We start from the raw sequence: 18,635 nt of genomic DNA, 5'->3' as shown, positions 1-18,635 counted from the left end.
TCAACTGCGGTTGAGGCCCGATGCTGCGCGGCCTGTCCCACGCTCAAGCCGGAGTTCCTGCATGCCACGGATGATCACCACCCTGCTCGACAGCCGCGTGCTGTGGCTCCTCGCGCGGCTGTTGCTGGCCGTGGTGTTCCTGTCCTCGGGCCTGGCCAAGCTGCTGGCGTGGGACAACAGCGTGGCCGAAATGCAGGCGGCCGGATTGCAACCGTCTGTGCTGTTCAACATCGCCAGCGCCGTGGTGCTGCTGGGCGGCGCACTGTGCCTGCTGCTTGATCGCCTGCTCTGGCTGGGCAGCGGCGCGCTGGCGGTGTTCATGCTGCTGACCATCGTCATCGTGCATACCTTCTGGAACAAGCACGGCGCCGAACAGCAGCTGGCCCTGTTCTTCGCGCTGGAACACCTGAGCGTGGTCGGTGGCCTGATCTGCGCGGCCATCGCCAGCCGTGCGCGGGCTCAGAAGAACTCGTCGAGCAACCGGTAGAACGCCAGCCGGCGCTCGTCGGCCACCGCGCCGTAGCGTTGGAACAACGGCGCGACCCAACGCGTGTCGCCGAAGTTGTGGACCAGGCTGCGCGCGGCCAGCGCCAGATCCTGGTAGCGGTCGGCCACACCCAGCCGGCCACAGTCGATGAAACCACTGAAGCGGCCCTCGGCCACCATCAGATTCGGCAGGCACGCATCGCCATGGCTGACCACCAGGTCTTCATGGTCGGGCCGGGTGCTGCACAGTTCGGCGAAGACCTGCTGCGGACTCTGGCCCAGGCGTTCGTCATCGAAATCATCGGCATCCACCAGGCCCGCTTCAATGCGGGCCTGCGCAACCTGCACGCGCGACGCCAGTCGCTGGTCGAACGGACAGGCTGCCACCGGCAACGCATGCAGCCCGCGTAGCGCGTCGGCCAGCAGTTCCACCAGCTGCTGCGGCGCGAGCTCGGGCGACGAGGCCAGGTCGCGGCCAGGCAGCGCGCTCATCAGCAACCAGCGCCGGCCCGCCTCTTCGGCAGTGGCAATCACCGTTGGCACCGGTTGTCCCTGTGCCTGCAGCCAACGCAGGCGTGCGATCTCATCGCCCAGCTCACTGAAGGCGTCGATCACTTCCGACTTCAGGAAAGCATCGGCCTGGCCCGGCCGATGCACGCGGGCAACATCCGCACGCGACACACCGATCGATTGCCGCTCGATGCGCGCATCGGCCAATGCGTCCTGCCACGCCCACGGCAGCGGCATGTCATCAGTGATGGATTCGGGTGCTTCCATGCCGAGGTGTTCCTGTTGCCGGTGACCCCACGGATTCTCGCTCATCCTGCATGGACCGCAGCCAACAACAACGCGGAAAGGTACATGCCCAGGCCGAACACACTGTGCGCCACCAGGCTGCGCAGGCGCGCCTTGCCCGGCGCCGGGGTCTTTGAAGCGGCAATGCCCGCGCCCATGCCCGGCTGCAGGATGAGGAACGGTGCGGCGACGCTGAGGATGCCGAAGGCCAGCGCCGGCCACAGTGTCGGCGCCTGCACCCAACCGTTCCCCACCACGGCCAGCAGCAACGCGGCGAAGATCACACCGATCATGTAATGCGCGGTCCAACCCAGCGCGCGCTCGCCACTGACCACCGCCGAGCGGCCGATGCCATCGTGGCGGAAGCGCCCGCGCGGCAGATGCCCCAGCCAGCGGCCTACCATCGCGAAATCCAGCGAGGGAATGCCGAGCAGCCGCCGCTGCACCAGCGCCCACAGGTCCATCACTGCGGTCGCTCCCACGCCGACTACCACCGAATCCATCAAGAATGTCGCCAGGCCAGCCATATCGCGCACCTTCAATTATTTGCTTGAATGATAGAGCGATGCTAGCGTGCGCCGCATGAACGCTGCAACAGAGCCACCGCTCTCACCGCTGGAAGCCTTGGCCGAAATCGCCCGCACGCTCGGCCATGCCCATCGCCTGGCCCTGCTGGAGCACATCGCCCAGGGCGAACGCGCAGTGGAGCGCCTGGCCGAACTGACCGGGTTGTCTGTGGCCAATACCTCCCAGCATCTGCAGCAGCTGCGCCGTGCCGGCCTGGTTCAGACCCGACGCGATGGCAAGCGCATCCTCTACCGCAGTGGTGAGGGTCCGCTGGGCAACCTGCTGGCCGCGCTGCGCGACTATGCCGACCACCAGCGCAGCGAGATGCACGGCGTGATCCACGACAGCCTGCAGCGCCGCGATGCTCTGGAAGGCCTGACTGTCGAGCAGTTGCTGGAACAACGCAGCAGCGTGGTGCTGCTGGATGTGCGGCCGCGTGAGGAATTCGATCTGGGCCACTTGCCCGGCGCGCTGAACATTCCCGTTACGGAACTGCGTGCACGGATGGACGAACTGCCGCGTGCCGTCCACATTGTCGCGTACTGCCGCGGTCCCTACTGCGTGCTGTCCAACGATGCGGTGGCGATGCTGCGCGAGGCCGGACTGACCGCGCAGCGGCTCGCCGCCGGTTACCCCGAATGGAAGGCCGCCGGCCTGCAGGTGGACCTGCCCCGGCACTGAGCGAGACACCGGTCATGGATGATGTGTTTGCCCCGTTGATCGATGCGACCTGGCGCAGCGTGTTCTCCGGGCAGCGCATGCTGCAGGATGATCCACTGCTGCAGTTGGCGTGCAGCGATGATTTCGATGAGGGCGAGGATGGCATGCTGCTGCAGCTGGTCGCGGGCCCCGCGCGCGCACTGCTGCGCCCGGCCCTGGCCGCTCGCCTGCAACTGCACGCGCAGCCGCACTGGACGCTCCCGCAGCTGCAACTGCGCCTGCAGCAGCTCGGCCAGCGCACGCATGGCGCGGATCGCGTCTTCTACTTCCCCGCCGCAGAACTTGCGGCCCTGGCCGAGCGCCCTGCACCGCCACATATCCGCCGTCTTGGCCCGGCCGACGCAGCCGCGTTCGACGGGTTCCAGGCCAGCGCGATCGAGGAGGATCTGGATGCCGCCTGGGTCGAGCTGGACCACTGGCAGGTGTTCGGCGCCTTCGATGGCGAACGGCTGGTTACCGCGGGAAGCATGTACCCGTGGAGCCTGGATCCGGCCCTGGCCGACATGGGCGTGCTGACCCTTCCCGAAGCCCGCGGTCGCGGGCACGCGCGCCAGCTGGTACGCGCCATGGCCGTGTCCGCGCGGGCGGCCGGGCTGCAGCCGCAGTACCGTTGCCAGCTCGACAACACCGCCTCGATCATTACCGCCGAACGCAGCGGCCTGCGTGCGTTCGCCGATTGGGACACCGTTCTGGCGGTCGACTGAGGCCGCCGCAGTACAACAAGGAAGCAACATGAAATTGATGGTCATTGGCGCCAGCAGGGGCCTCGGTCGGGCGTTCGTGGAAGGCCTGTGCAGTGCAGGCGACACCGTCATCGGCGTTTCACGCAACCGACCGCGCGATATTGAATGCCCCGAGGGCGTCACCCTGCACTGGATCGAAGCCGATCTGTCCCAGCCGACCGTGGCTGCCGACCACATCGCAGCACAGGCACCTGCCGATCTGGATGTGCTGATCCACAACCTGGGCATCTGGGAACAGACCGCCTTCAGCGACGAGTACGCCTTCCTCGACGAAACCGATGCCGCGCTCACCCAACTGGTCGACGTCAACATCACCGCGACCCTGGTGCTGCTGCAGCGCCTGCTGCCGCGGGTGCTGGGCGCACCACGCCCGCAGCTGGTGCTGACCGGCTCGACCTCGGCACTGCCACGCAGCGGCCGCCCGGAAGTGGCGTTCGGCGCATCCAAGTTCGCGCTCAACGGCATCGCCGATGCACTGCGCGAGGGCTTCCGCGATCGCCGCCTGGCGGTGACCAGCCTGCAGCTGGGCTACCTCAACACCGACGATGCACTGTCGGTGCCGGTGGCGGAGGCCGCAGCGCGCGGCGACGGCGAGCTGGTGCCGGTGCACGACGTCGTTGCGGTGGTGCGCGCGTTGCTGCAACTGTCACCGTCCGGCTTCGTGCGCGAACTGGTGCTGCCGGCCATCGCCGACCCGCGCTACTGACCGCGCCTGCACAGGCCAGGCTCGACCTCTTCGCGCAACAGGTACCCGAGCACGATGGCGGTCAGCACGGTCGCCATCGCCAGGACAAACAGCTGGCCACGGACGGACTCCATGTATGCCTGGGCCAGCGCCGTTCTCGAAACGCCGGGCAATGCCTCCACCGCTCCGCCAAGGTCGCCCATGGACAGCCGGTGCACGGCGGCACGGGCCACGACGCTGGCCTCAAGCACCATATTCCCGCCAATCCGGGCTGAGAGCATGATGCCGACAAGCGCGAGGGCAATGGAGTCACCTGCCAGTCGCATTGCGTTGAAGATGCCCGCGGCCATGCCTGCCTGCTCTTTGCCAACCACGCTGACCGCCAGGCCATCCATGATCCCCCAAGGCAGACCGATGCCGATCCCGATGACCAGCATCGGCATCCAGCGCACCGAAGGTAGCTGGAACACCTGGGCCAGCCATGCCAGCCCAAGCGCGCCGATCAACAGGCCCGCACAGCACAGCGTCCGCGCCGGAATCCAGCGCAGCAGGTAACCGGCAACCAGGGGCACAACCAGCAATGGCGCAGACAGTGCTGCCATCGCCAGTCCAGCCTCGGTGGGCCGCAGCCCTTCAACACCGATGAACCCCGCCGGCAGCACCACCAGAAGAACGACGTACGAGAACGCGGGGGCAGCGGCGAGAATCTGCACGCCGACAAAGCGCCGGTTGCGGAACAGCCCGAGATCCAGCAGCGGTGTTCGATGGGAGCGCTCGACGGCAATGAACGCAGCCAGCAACACCATCGAGAGCGCCAGCAGTACCAGCGTCTGCGGATGCAACAGGCCGCGTTCCGGCAGCACGATCATGGCGTAGGTGAGTGACCCCAGCGCCAGCATGAAGGTGACGGCGCCCAGCCAATCCAGGCGTGGCGAACCGGTGCTCTTCGATTCGACGGATGACAGGGCGACCAACGGTACGGTCAGGGCGGCCAGCAACGCAGGCAGGAAGAACACCCATTCCCAGCCCAGCGCATCGATCAATCCGCCTGCCAGCAGCGGACCGCCTGCGGCTCCTGCACCAAAGGTAGTGCCGATCAGGCTGAACACCCTTGCCCGCGCCTGGCCGTCGAACACCTGCGCCAGCGACGCCATCGCACCGGCAAACGCAGCCGACGCCGCCATCCCCTGAAGCAGTCGCAGTGCATTGATCCACGCCACACCGGGCATCAAGGGGATCAGGCCTGTGACGAGCGCAAACGACGCGCCGCCCAGAAGCCAGATCCGGCGCCTGCCATGCAGATCGGCCAGCCCACCGGCCACCAGCGTGGTGCAGCCGTAGGTCAACAGATAAGCGTTGATGATCCAGGACAACGCCGCAGGCGAACCGCCCAGCGCGTCCCGGATGGCGGGAATGCCAACGGCGGGGCTGGCAATGCTCAAGGGAATGGTGAGCGCCGTCAGGCAGCCCGCCAGCACCACTCCAAAGCGTGATGATCCGGCCGTCTCAGCAGAGGCAACAGACATGTCGATGAAGCTCCAGCGTGGCCAGGCGCCACCCCATTGATGCTATCGACGACGCTATCGCCTAAGAATCCATCGTTGTGTCCGTGCTTTAATGACATGAACGTCATCAATGGCCACGTCATGGACAGCTTTGCCGGTCTCAGCCTCTTCGTTCTGGTCGCCGAGGCACGCAGCTTCGCGGCCGCAGCACGACAGCGTGGCATCACCCCTTCGGCGGCAAGCAAGACCATCGCCCGGCTGGAAGAGCGCCTGGGTGCCCGCCTGCTGAATCGCAATACCCGCAGCGTCAGCCTGACTGCCGAAGGCGAGCAGTTCCTTGAACGCTGCCGTCGCATCATGACCGAGGTCGCCGCAGCGGAGCGCGAGCTGACCGACGCCCAGGCCGCGCCCAGCGGTCGTCTGAAGGTCGGTCTTCCACTCGCCAGCGGACTGATGCTGCCGGTGCTATCGGCCTTTGCGCATCGCTTTCCCGCCATCGAACTCGACCTGCACTTCAGCGACCGTCTTGTCGATGTCATCGAGGAGGGCTTCGACGCCGTTGTCCGCACGGGCAACCCCGCCGACTCCAGGCTGCACGGCCGCAACCTCGGCAGTGCCCGCCTGCTCTGCGTGGGCGCCCCTGCGTACTTCGCCAAGCGCGGCACGCCACAGCACCCGGATGATCTGAGCGGCCACGCATGCCTCCTCCATCGCTTTCCCGGCACCGGCCTGATCGAACGTTGGCCGCTGCCCACGCATGAGGGAGGCACTGAGCCACGGCTGACTGCCGCAATGACCGCCAATCATCTTGAGACGATCCTGCACATGGCCATTGATGGCCATGGCATTGCGTGCCTGCCCGACTTCGCCACGCGTGATGCGCTGGACCGCGGTGAACTCGTCAGCGTCCTGGACCCATGGAGCACCGAGCGCAGCACCTTCTGGGCCCTCTGGCCAAGCCATCGCCATCAGCAGCCGCGTGTACGCGCGTTTGTCGATTTCATGGCCGACCACCTCCTGCCCGAACCCAGCCAGTGCAATTGAACCTGCGCCCTGCTGCGACTACGCTGCTCGTCACTGGCCGTCGGTCACAGGCGGGAACCTGCTATGGATGCGCTTTCACGGGTCTCGGCCCAGGTCCTGGACAGCGCCCTGCCCAGCCTGCCGCTGTACCTGCTGCAGGCCACGGCGGTGATCGGCATGATCGGCGTGCTGCTGATCGCCACCCGCCGCGCCGGGCACGCCATTGAAGGCCGTCGCCTGTATGTCGGCGTGGCGCTGGGCCTGATCTACCTGTTCAATTCCTGGTTCGTGGCCCGTTACACCCAGGGAGTGGTCAAGCTGCACCTCGGCTTCGACATCCTGCTGGTCAGTGGCCTGCTGGGCGGTTGGCGCGGCGGCCTGACCTGCCTGGCCGCCAGCCTGCTGGCGCACTACCAGTTTGCCGGCACCCAGTATTTCCTGCCGGCCGGCCTCGAGGCCACGCTGCAGATGCTGGCCGGCGTCTGGCTGCGCAGGCGCCTGCACCCGCGCATGCTCAATGAGCTCTCGCTGCGCGTGATCCTGCAGGCCTGGAGCGTGCGTATCGCCGTCACTGCGTTGGGCCTGGCACTGGGCGTCGCAATCATCGGCGCCAATCAGCTGCCCGTGGAGGAGTTGGCAATCCAGCGGCTGCTGGCACTGCCACTATCGCTGCTGATGCTCGGCGCGGTGTTCGCGCTGGTCTACAACGATGCGCAGATCGATGCACAGCGTCAGCGCGAACAGGCCTGGCTGCGCATCGATCCGATCAGTGGCCTGCCCAACATGCGTGCACTTGGCGAACGCCTGCAACATTACTGGCGCGACAACGACGGCATCGGCAAGGCCTGCCTGATCGTGGCCGAGATGGGCAACCTGCGCGATCTGCGCCTGCGCTACGGGCCGCTGCAGGACAACGGCCTGTGGCAGCGCGACAGCACCGACGAGGTGCATCGGCTGCTGCCCTCGCTGCCAGCCGGGCAGCTGGAGATCTACCAGTTCGGCGATGCCGCGCTGGCGATCCTGGTGCGCGACCTGACCTTGTTCGAACTGCGCACGCAGCCGCAGATCACCGAGCTGGCCAGCAACCTGGCCGATCGGGTCGGCCGCGATTGGCCCGGCTTCCGGCCGCTGTTCCGCTGTGCGGTGGTCGAATTGAAGCCCCCCGCCGATGCCGACGAAGGACATCTTCCGTTCCGCGCGATCACCGTGGCGCTGAGTGCGATCGAATCCGGCGTTGTGTTCTTCGACGATCCGATCCAGCGCGACAGCGAGATCGACGCCCTGATCGAAGTCGCCCTCGAACGCTGGTTGCAGCAGGGAGATGCCCCCTTGTGCTACCAGCCCAAGCATCGCCTGCAGGATCGCCAGCTGGTCGGCGCCGAAGCACTGCTGCGCATGCGCGACGGCGAGGGCCGGCTGATCGCGCCGATGCGGGTGATCTCGCTGCTGCGCCGGCAGGGGCGGTTGGCTGAACTGGAATGGGCCACGCTGCAATCGGCCATCCACTTCCTGCAGCAGTGCCGACGCGATGGCTCGCAGCTGAAGATCGCCGTGAACGTTTCGGCCGAGTCACTGCGCCTGCCCGACTTCGGCCTGCGCCTGCAGGAATTGCTGGCACTGCACGATGTGCCCGGCGTGATGCTGCGCCTGGAGATCGTCGAATGGACCGAGATCGTCGAGCGCGACGTGGTCGATGCCAACATCGCACAGCTGCTGGCGGCGGAGGTCACGCTGTCACTGGATGATTTCGGTGCCGGCTATTCAACCCTGATCCTGCTCTCGCAGCTGGCCATTGCCGAGGTCAAGATAGAGCAGGCGTTGATTGCCACCCTGTCCGACGCCAAGTCGCAGTCGATCGTGCGTTTCATCGTCGAAGTCGCGCACCGCTGCGGCGCGATCGTGGTGGCCGAGGGTACCGAAACCCTGGCACAGGAACAGCAACTGCGCGCACTGGGCGTGGATGTCGGCCAGGGCTATCTGTACTCGGCGGCGCTGCCGGCCGACGAGTTCCGCCGCTTCGCCGCCAGCTAGACCGCGTAGTAACCCAGGAACATCGCCACCGCCGATTCGGCCACGCGTGCGCGCTCCTGTTCGTTCAACGGCGCCTGCCCCATCGTCACCTGCGGCCAGAATGCAAAGCTCTTCACCAAGCCGTGCAGCTGGTGGCCGGCGAACTCCGGATCGACCTGGCGCAGCCGGCCATCGGCGATTGCCGCACGGATCCACGCACTCTCACCGCTTTCCTTCTCGCCCATGCGGCAGACGATGGCCTGCGCACGTTCCGGCGAATGGATGATCTCGGCCATCGCCACCCGTGCCAGGTCGATGAAGTTGGCATCGCTGAGCAGTTCCAGCTTCTGCCCCAGCAGCTGCATCAGCTGCGCCTGCAGCGGCTGATCGGCGCGGTACGGCAGTGTGTCGCTGGCCACGCTGCGCTCCCACAGCTCCTCCAGGATCATCGAGAACAACGCTTCCTTGCTCGGGAAGTGGTTGTAGACGGTGCGCTTGGAGACCCCCGCCACCTCGGCGATGCGGTCCATGCTGGTCGCCTCGTAGCCCGATGCACGGAACTCCTCCACCGCCGCACGCACGATGGCTTCGCGTTTGCGGTCGGTCAGGCGTTGCGGGGCACGGGACATGGCGGAAACCGGATAGCTGAACGGACGCCACCATTTTACACCCGGCAGTGTACTTTTGAAAAACACGAAACTACACTGTGCAGTGTACCCAGCGGACGTCACCCATGAAGCGCCTGCTCCTTGTCCTTTTGCTTGGAATCCTCGCCGTGACCGCCTACACCTTCTGCAAGTCCTGGTCCCTCCCCGACTTCCCCGATTCGCCGCAGTACCGCGACGGCAAGTTCCGCAATGCCCTGCCGCGTCCGGCGATGGGCCTGCGCGATGGCGCGGAGATCTGGTGGACGTTCCTGTTCAACAAGCCCAAGGGCACCGTGCCCGCCCACCCCATTCCGGTGCTGCCGCTGGACCGTGCAACCCTGGACGCCGCGCCTGATCGCAGCCTGTTCCGGCTCGGGCATTCCACGATCCTGCTGAAGCTGCGCGGCCAGTACTGGCTGACCGATCCGGTGTTCTCCGAGCGCGCTTCGCCGGTACAGTGGCTGGGCCCGGCGCGCTTCCACGCACCGCCGATCAGCATCGACGAACTGCCGCCGATCGCCGGCGTGATCCTCTCGCACAACCATTACGACCACCTGGACCATGCCGCAGTGATGCAGCTGGCCGGCAAGACCGCGCGCTTCATCGCACCGCTGGGTGTGGGCGACCAGCTGATTGCGTGGGGCGTGGACGCCAGCAAGGTCGAACAGCTGGACTGGTGGCAATCGACCGAGGCCAGCGGCCTGCGCCTGATCGCCACCCCGGGCCAGCATTTCTCCGGCCGCGGGCTGGGCGACAGCGATCGCAGCCTGTGGGCGTCATGGGTGATCCAGGACGGCGACTTCCGCATCTTCTTCAGCGGCGACACCGGCTACTTCGACGGCTTCAAGGCCATCGGTGAGAAGTACGGCCCGTTCGACCTGACCATGATCGAAACCGGTGCCTACGACCCGCGCTGGGCCTTCGTGCACATGCAGCCCGAGCAGACCCTGCAGGCGCACCTGGACCTGCGCGGCAAGTGGCTGCTGCCGATCCACAACGGCACCTTCGATCTGGCGCTGCACGCCTGGCAGCAACCGTTCGAGCGCATCACTGCATTGGCTGGCGCAAAGAACGTGCCGGTGGCCACGCCGATGATGGGCGAAGCACTGGACATGCAGGCGCCGCAGGCGGGTACGCGCTGGTGGGAGACGGTGGAGCTGTAATGGGGGATGCCGCTTGACCTGCCGGAAGCCATGTAGAGCCGAGCCATGCTCGGCTGCTTCCGAGAAATGCGCCGTGGACGTCAAACAAGCTCAGCTTTGGAGGCACCGAAATTGGAGACGCCGGCAGCATTGCTGACATCGACATGCACGGTTATCAATTCGGCTTCCGGTAGCGCACTCTGAACCTGCACGCATGCGGCACGCGCGACATCGTCTGCGGCTGTGCCTTCTCGCTGGAATCGCAACGCCAACACGCCCGGCGAACCACTGCCCAGCAGCGCATCGTCGCACCCCACCTCTGCAAGACCTCGCTCAAATGCACTGAGATCTTTTCCGGTATCAGGCACTCGGTACATCAGCGTGAAACTGAATTCCATCATCAATCCATTTCAGATCGGTGGTCGCTGCCAGTCAGGATAGGGGCAAGCCGGCAGCCGTCCAGAGCCACATCCGTCAGCGCTCCCGCGATGGCAGCGCCAGCGCCCGGCGGCGCTGCAGTGCGTCATGTAACCGATTACATCCCTTGCTAGCGTAGCGCTCGCCCGATTCCGGTCGAACCTGCGAGGCTGTCCGTAATGACGTTGCGCGCCGAACGCTCCAAGGTCTCCCGCCCACCTGCCCCATGGCGACCTGCCGCCACTCTGATGCTCGCCGTCCTGGCATCCTCCGCGCAGGCACAGACATTGCCACCACGCAGCCAATGGCAGGCCAGCGCCTCCTCGCAGCAGGTTCCGGCGATGGCGATCAGCCATCTGATCGACGGCGACCCCAAGACGGTGACCGGCGGTGCCTTCAGTCCGGGCCACTGGTTCCAGATCGACCTCGGCGCGCCAACAATGCTGGCCGGCGCACGCCTCACCTGGGATGTCTCCAACCCGGAAGGCTATTCGCTGCAGACCTCGCTGGACGGCACGCAGTGGCAGACCGCCTACACCATGGCCGATTCGCTGGGCGACGTGGAAACGCTGTACTTCGCGCCACGCCAGGCGCGCTACCTGCGGTTGGCCAGCCCGCAGCGCACGTCCGACTGGGGCGTGTCGATTTTCGAGATGGAGCCGCTGGACAGCACGCTCAGCGCACGCATCAGCGGTGTCGATGCAACGCAGGCGGCGGCGCTCTGGCAAGGCGGTGGCACCGTCGCGGTTCCAGCCGGAAAAGGTGGATCCCATACGCTCGAGATCATGCTGCCTCGCGCCCAGCCCACGGCCGGTCTCGCGGTCGACTGGGCCGATGGCGGGCGCGGCGCCGCCCGCTTGCAGGCGCAGGACGCACAGGGCCGATGGCAGGACCTCGCACACGATGCACAGGCGGCCAGCCATCGGCAGAGTTGGCTGGCTGCTGACACGGCACACCCTCTACGTGCATTCCGCCTCACCGTGGACGGCGCTGCCCCGCAGATCGCGCGCCTGCGCCTGCTTGGCCCGAAAGCGGTGATGACGCCGATGAAGCGCTACCAGATCGCGGCCAGCGGCGCGCAGCGTGCGTTGTTCCCGGCGTCGCTGCAGATGCAGCAGACCTACTGGACCGCCGTGGGTGTGCACGCGGGTCGGCAGAAATCCATCTTCGACGAATACGGCAACCTGGAAGCGTTCAAGGGTGCGCCGCTGGTGCAGCCGATCTGGCGAAGCGCCGACGGGCGTGCTGCAGGTGCCGCCGGTCAGCCCGTACAGCACGCCCTGCGCGATGGCTGGAAGCCTATGCCTTCGGCCACCTGGTCGCCGCAGCCTGGGCTGGAGCTGCGCAGTGAGGTGTTCGCCATCGAGCGCGATGGCCAGCCGGTGACCTTCCTCCGCCATCGACTGCACAACACCGGCAGCACCGCGATCGACGGCACGCTGACCCTGGCGGTACGACCGATGCAGATGAACCCGCCATGGCAGAACGGTGGGCTGTCGCCGATCCGCGAGGTCGCCGTCGAAGCCAACACGGTGCGCGTGAACGGCCGCACGCTGCTGCGCTCGCTCACGCCGGTGGCTGCGTCCGGCGTTGCGCCGTTCGGAAAGGACGGCACAACGGAGATCACCGCGGACATCGCTGCCGGCGAACTGCCTTCCTCGCAGCAGGCACGTGACGAGCAAGGACTGGCCGCAGCCGCATTGAGCTACCGGATCCGCCTCGCGCCCGGTGCCAGCGATGCGGTGGTCGTGGCGTTCCCACTCGGTACCGCCGCTGCCGATGCCAATGGCGTGCTGCCCGAGGCGCCTGCGCTTGACCTGTCCACGCTGCCCCGTGATGCCAATGCGGCGTTCGAGACGCTGGCCACGCAGGCGTCCGCAGATTGGCAGGCGCGGCTGGGCCAGGTCGGCCTGCGCCTGCCCGATCCCTCGCTGGTCGACATGCTGCGCGCGCAGGCTGCCTACATGCTGATCAACCAGACCGGCCCGGCCATGCAGCCCGGCCCGCGCAACTACAACCGCTCCTTCATCCGCGATGGCATGGCCACCTCGGCGGTGCTGCTGCGCATGGGCGAAGCCAAGGTCGCGCGCGACTACCTGGCGTGGTACAGCCAGCACGGCGTGCACGGCAGCGGACTGGTCTCGCCGATCCTCAACGACGATGGCAGCGTCAACACCGGCTTTGGTTCGGACATCGAGTACGACAGCCAGGGCCAGTATGTGGCACTGGTCGCCGATGTCGCCCGCCTCGATGGCGGTGCGGAGTCGGTGCGCGCGTACCTGCCGAAAGTGAAGGCGGCGCTGCGCTTCCTGCAGCAGCTGCGCGAGCGCACGCTGGTAGCGGGTTACATGGCTGACCAGCCAGCGCCGGAGCGCTTCGCGGGCATTCTTGCGCCGTCGATCAGCCACGAGGGCTACCCTTCGCCCACCCACAGCTATTGGGATGACTACTGGGGACTGAAGGGCTGGCACGACGGCGCGTGGCTGGCAGAGGCACTTGGCGACCATGAAACCGCCCGTTGGGCGCGCGAACAGTACAAGCTGCTGTACGACGCACTGCATGCCTCGATCCGGGCGACGATGGCGTGGAAGGGCATCGACTTCATTCCGTCCTCGGCGGATCTGGGCGATGGTGATCCCACCGGCGTTTCGATTGCATTGGACCCCACCGGTGCGCAGAGCGTGCTGCCGGCAGATGCATTGCGGACCACCTTCGCCCGCTATCTGGAGGACGTTCGCAAGCGCAGCCAGCCCGGGGCGCTGTATGCCTACACCCCGTACGAGATCCGCAATGTATTGAGCTACGTGCATCTAGGCCAGCCCGAGGCCGCCGACGAACTGCTGCAGGGGCTGCTGCATGATCGGCGCCCGCTTGAGTGGCAGGTGCTGGCCGAGGTCGTGCATTCGCGGCTGCGCTTCCCGCGCTATCTGGGCGACATGCCGCACACCTGGATCGGCGCCGAGTACGGCCGCACGCTGTTCGGCATGTTGATGCGCGAGGACGATGACGCGTTGTCATTGCTGCCGGGCACACCGCCTTCGTGGGTGGCGGGCGATGGATTGGCGGTGGAGCGCCTGCCGACCGCGTATGGCACGTTGCAGATGCAGGCGCGGCAGCGCGACGGCACGCTGACGGTCACGCTTGGCAAAGGGCTGCGCAGCGGGACGGCGGTGAAGGTCTGGTGGCCGGCGCGGACGATGCCGAAGACGGTGCGTGTGGATGGACGCGAGGTTACCGCGTTCGATGCGGAAGGCGTGAGCGTGGCGAAGCCGTTCAAGACGCTGGAGGCGCGTTGGTAGAGTCGAGCTTGCTCGACTGCATTTCGCCGATCACCATGCGCCAGTCGAGCAAGCTCGACTCTACAGGGGCGCGCCGGGCCATGCCCGGCGTCAGAGCGTCGGCAACCCCGGCGGGTTGGTCTTCGACTGCAGCACAGCTTCCTCGGTCACATTCCATCGCTTCAGCGCCTGCGCATAGGTGCCGCTGCCGATCTGGGTGTTCAGCGCCTGCGTCACCGCATCAGCCAGGCCGCTGCCCTTGCGCGTGGTCACCGAAATCGCCGCGGCGTTCGGCCAGCCACCGGGGAACAGGCCCACACGCCGCACCTTGCCGTCGCGTGCCGAGTAAGCGCCGGTGGCATTCGGTTCGAACGACACATCGGCGCGCCCGGTGATCACTGCCAGCCGCCCAACCACGGCGTCATCGAAGTACTGGTACTCCACCGGCTTCAAGCCAGCGGCGATGTTCTGCTGGTCCCACTGCCGCAGGATCTGGTCCTGGTTGGTGCTGGCGCCGACCACCACCTTCAGCCCGGCCACGTCGGCCGGCTTTTCGATCTTCTGGATCGGCCCATCAGTGCGCGTGTAAATTCCCAGCAGATCGTAGCGGTAGCTGGAGAAGTCGAACTTCTTCTTGCGCTCCTCGGTCACCGTCACATTGGACAGCACCGCATCGTACTTGCCTGATTCCAACCCCAACGGCCAGTCGGCCCACGCCACCGGCACGATCACCAGCTTCAGGCCCAGCCCATCGGCGATCAGCCGTGCGATGTCCGGCTCGATGCCGACCACGTCCTTGCTGTCGGCGCCGTAGTCGGCCAGCGGCAGCTGCCCCGGATGGGTGGCCACGGTGAACGTACCGGGCGTGACAAAGCGATAGTCGGCCGGGATCAACGCCTGCGCCTTCGGATCGAGCGTGCCCTTCAGGATTGCGGTGTTCGCACCCGCCAGGCTGGTTGCGGCCACGGTGCCGGCATCCGGTGCCTGACGCACGCGCGAATAGACGATGCCGGCGATGCCGATGACCAGCACGCCCACGATCAACAGGGTGCTGCGTGAGGGGCGACGCGGTGCTGCAGGGCTCATGGTCTTCCTTCCGGGGTTACAGGGTCTTGGCCAGGAAATCGGCGGTGCGTTGCTGGCGCGGGCGCTCGAACAGCGCCTCGGGCGTGCCCTGCTCGATCACCCGGCCCTGGTCCATCATCACCACGTGGTCAGCCACGCGGCGGGCGAAGCTCAGTTCGTGGGTGACAATCACCAGCGTGGTGCCGGAGCTTGCCAGCTCCTCGATCACGCTGAGCACTTCGGCCACCAGCTCCGGGTCCAGTGCCGAGGTCGGTTCGTCGAACAGCAGCACCTTCGGTTGCAGGGCCAGCGCACGAGCAATCGCGATGCGCTGCTGCTGGCCGCCGGACAGCTGGCGCGGGAAGGCATCGGCCTTGTCGGCCAGGCCGACCCGCTCCAGCAGGGTGCGCGCCTGCTGCTCGGCCTGCGCGCGCGACACACCACGCACTGCGATCGGTGCCTCGATGATGTTCTCCAGCGCGGTCAGGTGCGGGAACAGATTGAAGCCCTGGAACACCATGCCCACCTCCGCACGACGGCGGCGGATCTCGCGTTCTGGCAGTTCGAACAGGGTGTCGCCATCGCGGCGGTAGCCGATCAGCTGCCCGCCGACGGTCACGTAACCGCTGTCGGCACGTTCCAGGTGGTTGATCAGCCGCAGTAACGTGGACTTGCCAGCGCCGGACGGGCCGATCAGCACCGTCACGCTGCCAGCGCGCAGGTCCAGGTTCACGTCTTCCAGCACCGGCTGGTCGCCGAACACCTTGCCTACGCCATGCAGCGACACCGATGCCCCCTCGCCCGCCTCAACCTGCGCGGCAATGCGCGGGCGATTGACCACGCGCGGTGCAGCCTCACCTGTGGCGCGCGTCGGTGACGAGACACGCGATACCGAACGCTCGCGCTGCAGTTGGCCGCGCGCAAAGCGCTGCTCCACGCGCCGCTGCAGCAGCGACAACACGGTCAGGATCACCAGGTACCAGACCGTGGCCACCATCAGCAGCGGCACCACTTCCAGGTTGCGCCGGTAGATCACCTGCACGGTGTAGAACAGCTCCGGCAGCGCCAGCACGTAGACCACCGAGGTGCTCTTGGCCAGGCCGATCACATCGTTGAACGCGGCCGGCAGGATCGAACGCATCGCCTGCGGCAGGATGATGCGGCGCACCTGGCGACCACGCGGCAGGCCGAGCGCGGCCGCAGCCTCGTACTGGCCATGGTCGACCGACAGAATGCCGCCACGGATCACCTCGGCCGAGAACGCGGCCTGGTTCAAGGTGAGACCCAGCACTGCGGCGGTGAACACACCGATCAGCTGCGTGGTCGGGTACGAGAACAGGCTGATACCGGTGAAGGGAACCCCCAGTTCGATGGTGCTGTACAGGTAGCCCAGGTTGTTCAGCAGCAGCAACAGGACCAGCAGCGGGATCGAACGGAACAGCCACACATAGCCCCACGACACCGCCGACAGCAGTGGCGAGCCGGACACGCGGGCCAACGCCAGCAAGGTACCCAGCGCGAATCCCAGTCCGGTACCCAGTGCGGTCAGCAGCAGTGTGCGACCCAGGCCTTCCAGCACCGGGCGTGCGAAGAACCACTCAGCGAAGGTGCCCCAGCCCCAGCGCGGATTGCCCAACACCGATTGCAGCCCGATCAGGATCAGCGCCAACGCGAGGAGGGTTCCGACCACCTGCAGCGGATGCCGGGCCGGCACGATCTTCAACGCCGGGGTGGGCGCCGGGCGTGTGGCAATGCCATCCAGCGCAGTCGAAGGCGTGCTCATGCGTGGGCTCCGTGCAGCTCGGTCTGTGATGGCACGGCGGCTGGCGCCGATACGCCCAGGTGCTTCTCGAACGGCAAGTGGGCGATGGATTCCGGATCGGCCTCCAGATCGAACAGCGCGGTGTAGCCGTGGCTGAGGTACAGGCCGACGGCTTCAGGCTGGCGGAAGCCGGTGGTCAGGAACACCCGTCGGTAACCCTGGCGCGCCGCCTGGTCCTCCAGTTCCTGCAGTACACGCCGCGCGATGCCCTGGCGGCGCAGGCCCGGCAGCGTCCAGATGCGCTTGAACTCGGCGGTGTCCGGATCGCGGTGCGGCATGAAGGCACCGCCGGAGATCGCCACACCATCGCGCAGCAGCAGCACGAACGCACCAACCGGTGCCGCGAACGCCTGTGCCGGGTAGCGCTGCAGTTCCTCGCGGGCGCTGCCGCCGATGCGTCGACGCACGTCGGCGTAGCGGCTGTCGTACTCCTGCTCCAGGCCATCGAACAGCGGCCGCGCCAGTGGATCATCCACCGAGGTGTAGAGGAAGCGTTCGTTGCTGCTCATGCCACGTCCTTCACCAGATAGTCTTCAGCCAGCCGCGCCCACAGGCTGGCAGCGGGCGCGATGGCGGCGTCGTTGAATACATAGCGCGGGCTGTGCAGCGGTGCGCTGTCGCCGTTGCCGACGAACACGAAGCTGCCGGGCCGCGCCTGCAGCAGGAAGGCGAAATCCTCGCTGGCCGTGCGTGGCGCGAATTCGGGCACCACGTGTTCGCTGCCGAAGCCCTGCACGGCCACGTCGCGGATGTAGGCGGTCTGCTGCGGGTGGTTGATCACGCTCGGGAAGCCACGCGGGAACTCGATCTCGGCGCGCGCGCCGAACGCGGCGGCGGTCTGCTCGGCGACCTCGGTAACACGGCGCCGCAGGGTGTCACGTACCTCGGGCAGGTAGGCGCGCACGGTCAGCTTCAGCTCCACTACGTCCGGGATCACATTGGCGGCCAGCCCGCCGTGGATCGAACCGACGGTGACCACGCCCATCTGCCGTGGATCCACATTGCGCGAGACAACGCTTTGCAGCGCCGTGACGATATGCGCTGCCGCCAGGATCGGGTCAACGCTACCCTGAGGCTCGGCACCGTGACCGCCCTTGCCGATCACTTTCAGCCGCGCCCAGTCCACCGATGCCATCGCCGGACCGTCGACGAAGCCGAAGTGCCCCACCGGCACACCCGGCCAGTTGTGCAGGCCATAGATCGCATCCACCGGGAAGCGTTCGAACAGGCCGTCGGCAATCATCTTCGAGGCCCCCGAACCGGTTTCCTCGGCCGGCTGGAACACCAGCTGCAGGGTGCCGTCGATGCGGCCGTGATGGGCCAGGTAGTGCGCCGCAGACAGCAGGATGGCGGTATGCCCATCGTGGCCGCAGGCATGCATCAACCCTTCGTTCTGGCTGGCGTAGGCCAGGCCGGAATCCTCATGGATCGGCAGTGCATCGATGTCGGCACGCAGGCCGAGGCGTCGGCTGCCCTGCCCGCGCTGTAGCGTGCCGACCACGCCGGTGCCACCGAGACCGGTGGTGACCTCATAGCCCCACTGCTGCAGCAGCTCGGCCACGCGTGCGCTGGTGCGGTGTTCCTCGAAGGCCAGCTCCGGGTACCGGTGCAGGTCATGGCGGATCGCGATGGCCACCTCCGCGCGTGCCGCGATTTCCGGCAGCACGCCAGTCGTTGGGGAATTCCGCTGGGCATGGCCCGGTGCTGCCGCGCTTTCTCCGCTCATCGCC

17 protein-coding genes are annotated in these 18,635 nt (G+C 66.8%); 8 read left to right on the top strand and 9 right to left on the bottom strand.

The features are described from left to right. The first annotated feature begins 61 nt into the window (after nucleotides 1-61). Complete coding sequence (locus ACZK5G_RS09640; protein ID WP_478466183.1) at nucleotides 62-487, top strand: DoxX family protein; 426 nt, start codon at nucleotides 62-64, stop codon at nucleotides 485-487. Here ACZK5G_RS09640 and ACZK5G_RS09635 read toward each other — a convergent pair. Both ACZK5G_RS09635 and ACZK5G_RS09630 read right to left on the bottom strand, forming a co-directional pair. Beyond that, nucleotides 460-1,263, bottom strand: coding sequence for an APH(3')-II family aminoglycoside O-phosphotransferase (locus ACZK5G_RS09635; RefSeq protein ID WP_478466182.1), 804 nt, complete (start codon nucleotides 1,261-1,263; stop codon nucleotides 460-462). The two genes, ACZK5G_RS09640 and ACZK5G_RS09635, sit on opposite strands and share 28 nt — an antisense overlap. 41 nt (nucleotides 1,264-1,304) lie before the next feature. Beyond that, the gene (locus ACZK5G_RS09630) at nucleotides 1,305-1,808 is read right to left on the bottom strand and encodes a DUF2938 domain-containing protein (RefSeq protein ID WP_478466181.1); all 504 of its coding nucleotides are present in this window, start codon (nucleotides 1,806-1,808) and stop codon (nucleotides 1,305-1,307) included. A gap of 55 nt (nucleotides 1,809-1,863) precedes the next feature. On the opposite strand from ACZK5G_RS09630, the gene ACZK5G_RS09625 reads away from it, so the two are divergent. Genes ACZK5G_RS09625 through ACZK5G_RS09615 form a run of 3 tightly spaced genes read left to right on the top strand, consistent with a single transcriptional unit; the run spans nucleotide 1,864 to nucleotide 4,017 of the window. Further along, nucleotides 1,864-2,529: an ArsR/SmtB family transcription factor gene (locus tag ACZK5G_RS09625; protein ID WP_032129739.1), complete on the top strand. Its 666-nt coding sequence runs from the start codon at nucleotides 1,864-1,866 to the stop codon at nucleotides 2,527-2,529. A 14-nt stretch (nucleotides 2,530-2,543) separates the two neighbouring features. Beyond that, nucleotides 2,544-3,272 carry a GNAT family N-acetyltransferase gene (locus ACZK5G_RS09620; RefSeq protein ID WP_478466178.1) on the top strand — a complete coding sequence of 243 codons (729 nt, stop codon included), beginning with the start codon at nucleotides 2,544-2,546 and terminating at the stop codon, nucleotides 3,270-3,272. 28 nt (nucleotides 3,273-3,300) lie between these two features. Next, entirely contained in the window at nucleotides 3,301-4,017 is a 717-nt protein-coding gene (locus ACZK5G_RS09615) for an SDR family NAD(P)-dependent oxidoreductase (protein WP_478466176.1), read from the top strand. Here the strand turns inward: ACZK5G_RS09615 and ACZK5G_RS09610 are convergent. Continuing rightward, entirely contained in the window at nucleotides 4,011-5,522 is a 1,512-nt protein-coding gene (locus ACZK5G_RS09610; protein WP_478466175.1) for an MFS transporter, read from the bottom strand. The genes ACZK5G_RS09615 and ACZK5G_RS09610 overlap by 7 nt on opposite strands. Nucleotides 5,523-5,618: 96 nt before the next feature. Between ACZK5G_RS09610 and ACZK5G_RS09605 the strand changes: the two genes are divergently transcribed. Both ACZK5G_RS09605 and ACZK5G_RS09600 read left to right on the top strand, forming a co-directional pair. Beyond that, a complete protein-coding gene (locus tag ACZK5G_RS09605) occupies nucleotides 5,619-6,545 on the top strand; it encodes a LysR substrate-binding domain-containing protein (RefSeq protein ID WP_478466173.1) in 927 nt (308 codons plus the stop codon). A 63-nt stretch (nucleotides 6,546-6,608) separates the two neighbouring features. Next, nucleotides 6,609-8,555, top strand: coding sequence for an EAL domain-containing protein (locus ACZK5G_RS09600; protein ID WP_478466171.1), 1,947 nt, complete (start codon nucleotides 6,609-6,611; stop codon nucleotides 8,553-8,555). Here ACZK5G_RS09600 and ACZK5G_RS09595 read toward each other — a convergent pair. Further along, entirely contained in the window at nucleotides 8,552-9,163 is a 612-nt protein-coding gene (locus ACZK5G_RS09595; protein WP_478466169.1) for a TetR/AcrR family transcriptional regulator, read from the bottom strand. The two genes, ACZK5G_RS09600 and ACZK5G_RS09595, sit on opposite strands and share 4 nt — an antisense overlap. A gap of 104 nt (nucleotides 9,164-9,267) precedes the next feature. Between ACZK5G_RS09595 and ACZK5G_RS09590 the strand changes: the two genes are divergently transcribed. Beyond that, nucleotides 9,268-10,344 carry an MBL fold metallo-hydrolase gene (locus ACZK5G_RS09590; protein WP_121503106.1) on the top strand — a complete coding sequence of 359 codons (1,077 nt, stop codon included), beginning with the start codon at nucleotides 9,268-9,270 and terminating at the stop codon, nucleotides 10,342-10,344. An 80-nt stretch (nucleotides 10,345-10,424) separates the two neighbouring features. Here ACZK5G_RS09590 and ACZK5G_RS09585 read toward each other — a convergent pair whose 3' ends face one another. After that, on the bottom strand, nucleotides 10,425-10,721 hold the full coding sequence (locus tag ACZK5G_RS09585) for a hypothetical protein (protein WP_049398559.1): 297 nt from the start codon (nucleotides 10,719-10,721) through the stop codon (nucleotides 10,425-10,427). Nucleotides 10,722-10,919: 198 nt separating this feature from the next. Here ACZK5G_RS09585 and ACZK5G_RS09580 point away from each other — a divergent pair, with 198 nt between their 5' ends. Further along, nucleotides 10,920-14,039, top strand: a complete 3,120-nt coding sequence (locus tag ACZK5G_RS09580) for a galactose-binding domain-containing protein (protein WP_478466167.1) — start codon at nucleotides 10,920-10,922, stop codon at nucleotides 14,037-14,039. A gap of 90 nt (nucleotides 14,040-14,129) precedes the next feature. On the opposite strand, the gene ACZK5G_RS09575 is transcribed toward ACZK5G_RS09580, so the two are convergent. The 4 genes from ACZK5G_RS09575 to ACZK5G_RS09560 are packed head-to-tail and all read right to left on the bottom strand — an operon-like array spanning nucleotide 14,130 to nucleotide 18,631. Further along, nucleotides 14,130-15,104 (bottom strand): ABC transporter substrate-binding protein, encoded by a 975-nt coding sequence (locus ACZK5G_RS09575; RefSeq protein WP_478466165.1) that lies wholly within the window; start codon nucleotides 15,102-15,104, stop codon nucleotides 14,130-14,132. Nucleotides 15,105-15,120: 16 nt separating this feature from the next. Beyond that, on the bottom strand, nucleotides 15,121-16,866 hold the full coding sequence (locus ACZK5G_RS09570) for an amino acid ABC transporter permease/ATP-binding protein (protein WP_478466163.1): 1,746 nt from the start codon (nucleotides 16,864-16,866) through the stop codon (nucleotides 15,121-15,123). Further along, nucleotides 16,863-17,414, bottom strand: coding sequence for a GNAT family N-acetyltransferase (locus tag ACZK5G_RS09565; RefSeq protein WP_071228934.1), 552 nt, complete (start codon nucleotides 17,412-17,414; stop codon nucleotides 16,863-16,865). The genes ACZK5G_RS09570 and ACZK5G_RS09565 overlap by 4 nt, the downstream gene beginning before the upstream one ends. After that, complete coding sequence (locus tag ACZK5G_RS09560) at nucleotides 17,411-18,631, bottom strand: M20 aminoacylase family protein (RefSeq protein WP_478466161.1); 1,221 nt, start codon at nucleotides 18,629-18,631, stop codon at nucleotides 17,411-17,413. The genes ACZK5G_RS09565 and ACZK5G_RS09560 overlap by 4 nt, the downstream gene beginning before the upstream one ends. Between the last annotated feature and the right edge of the window lie 4 nt (nucleotides 18,632-18,635).

The sequence above is a fragment of the Stenotrophomonas sp. 62841_Sma genome (assembly GCF_056482945.1).
Note: the sequence above shows the minus strand (reverse complement) of the source record. Positions and strands in the feature narration are given on the sequence as shown.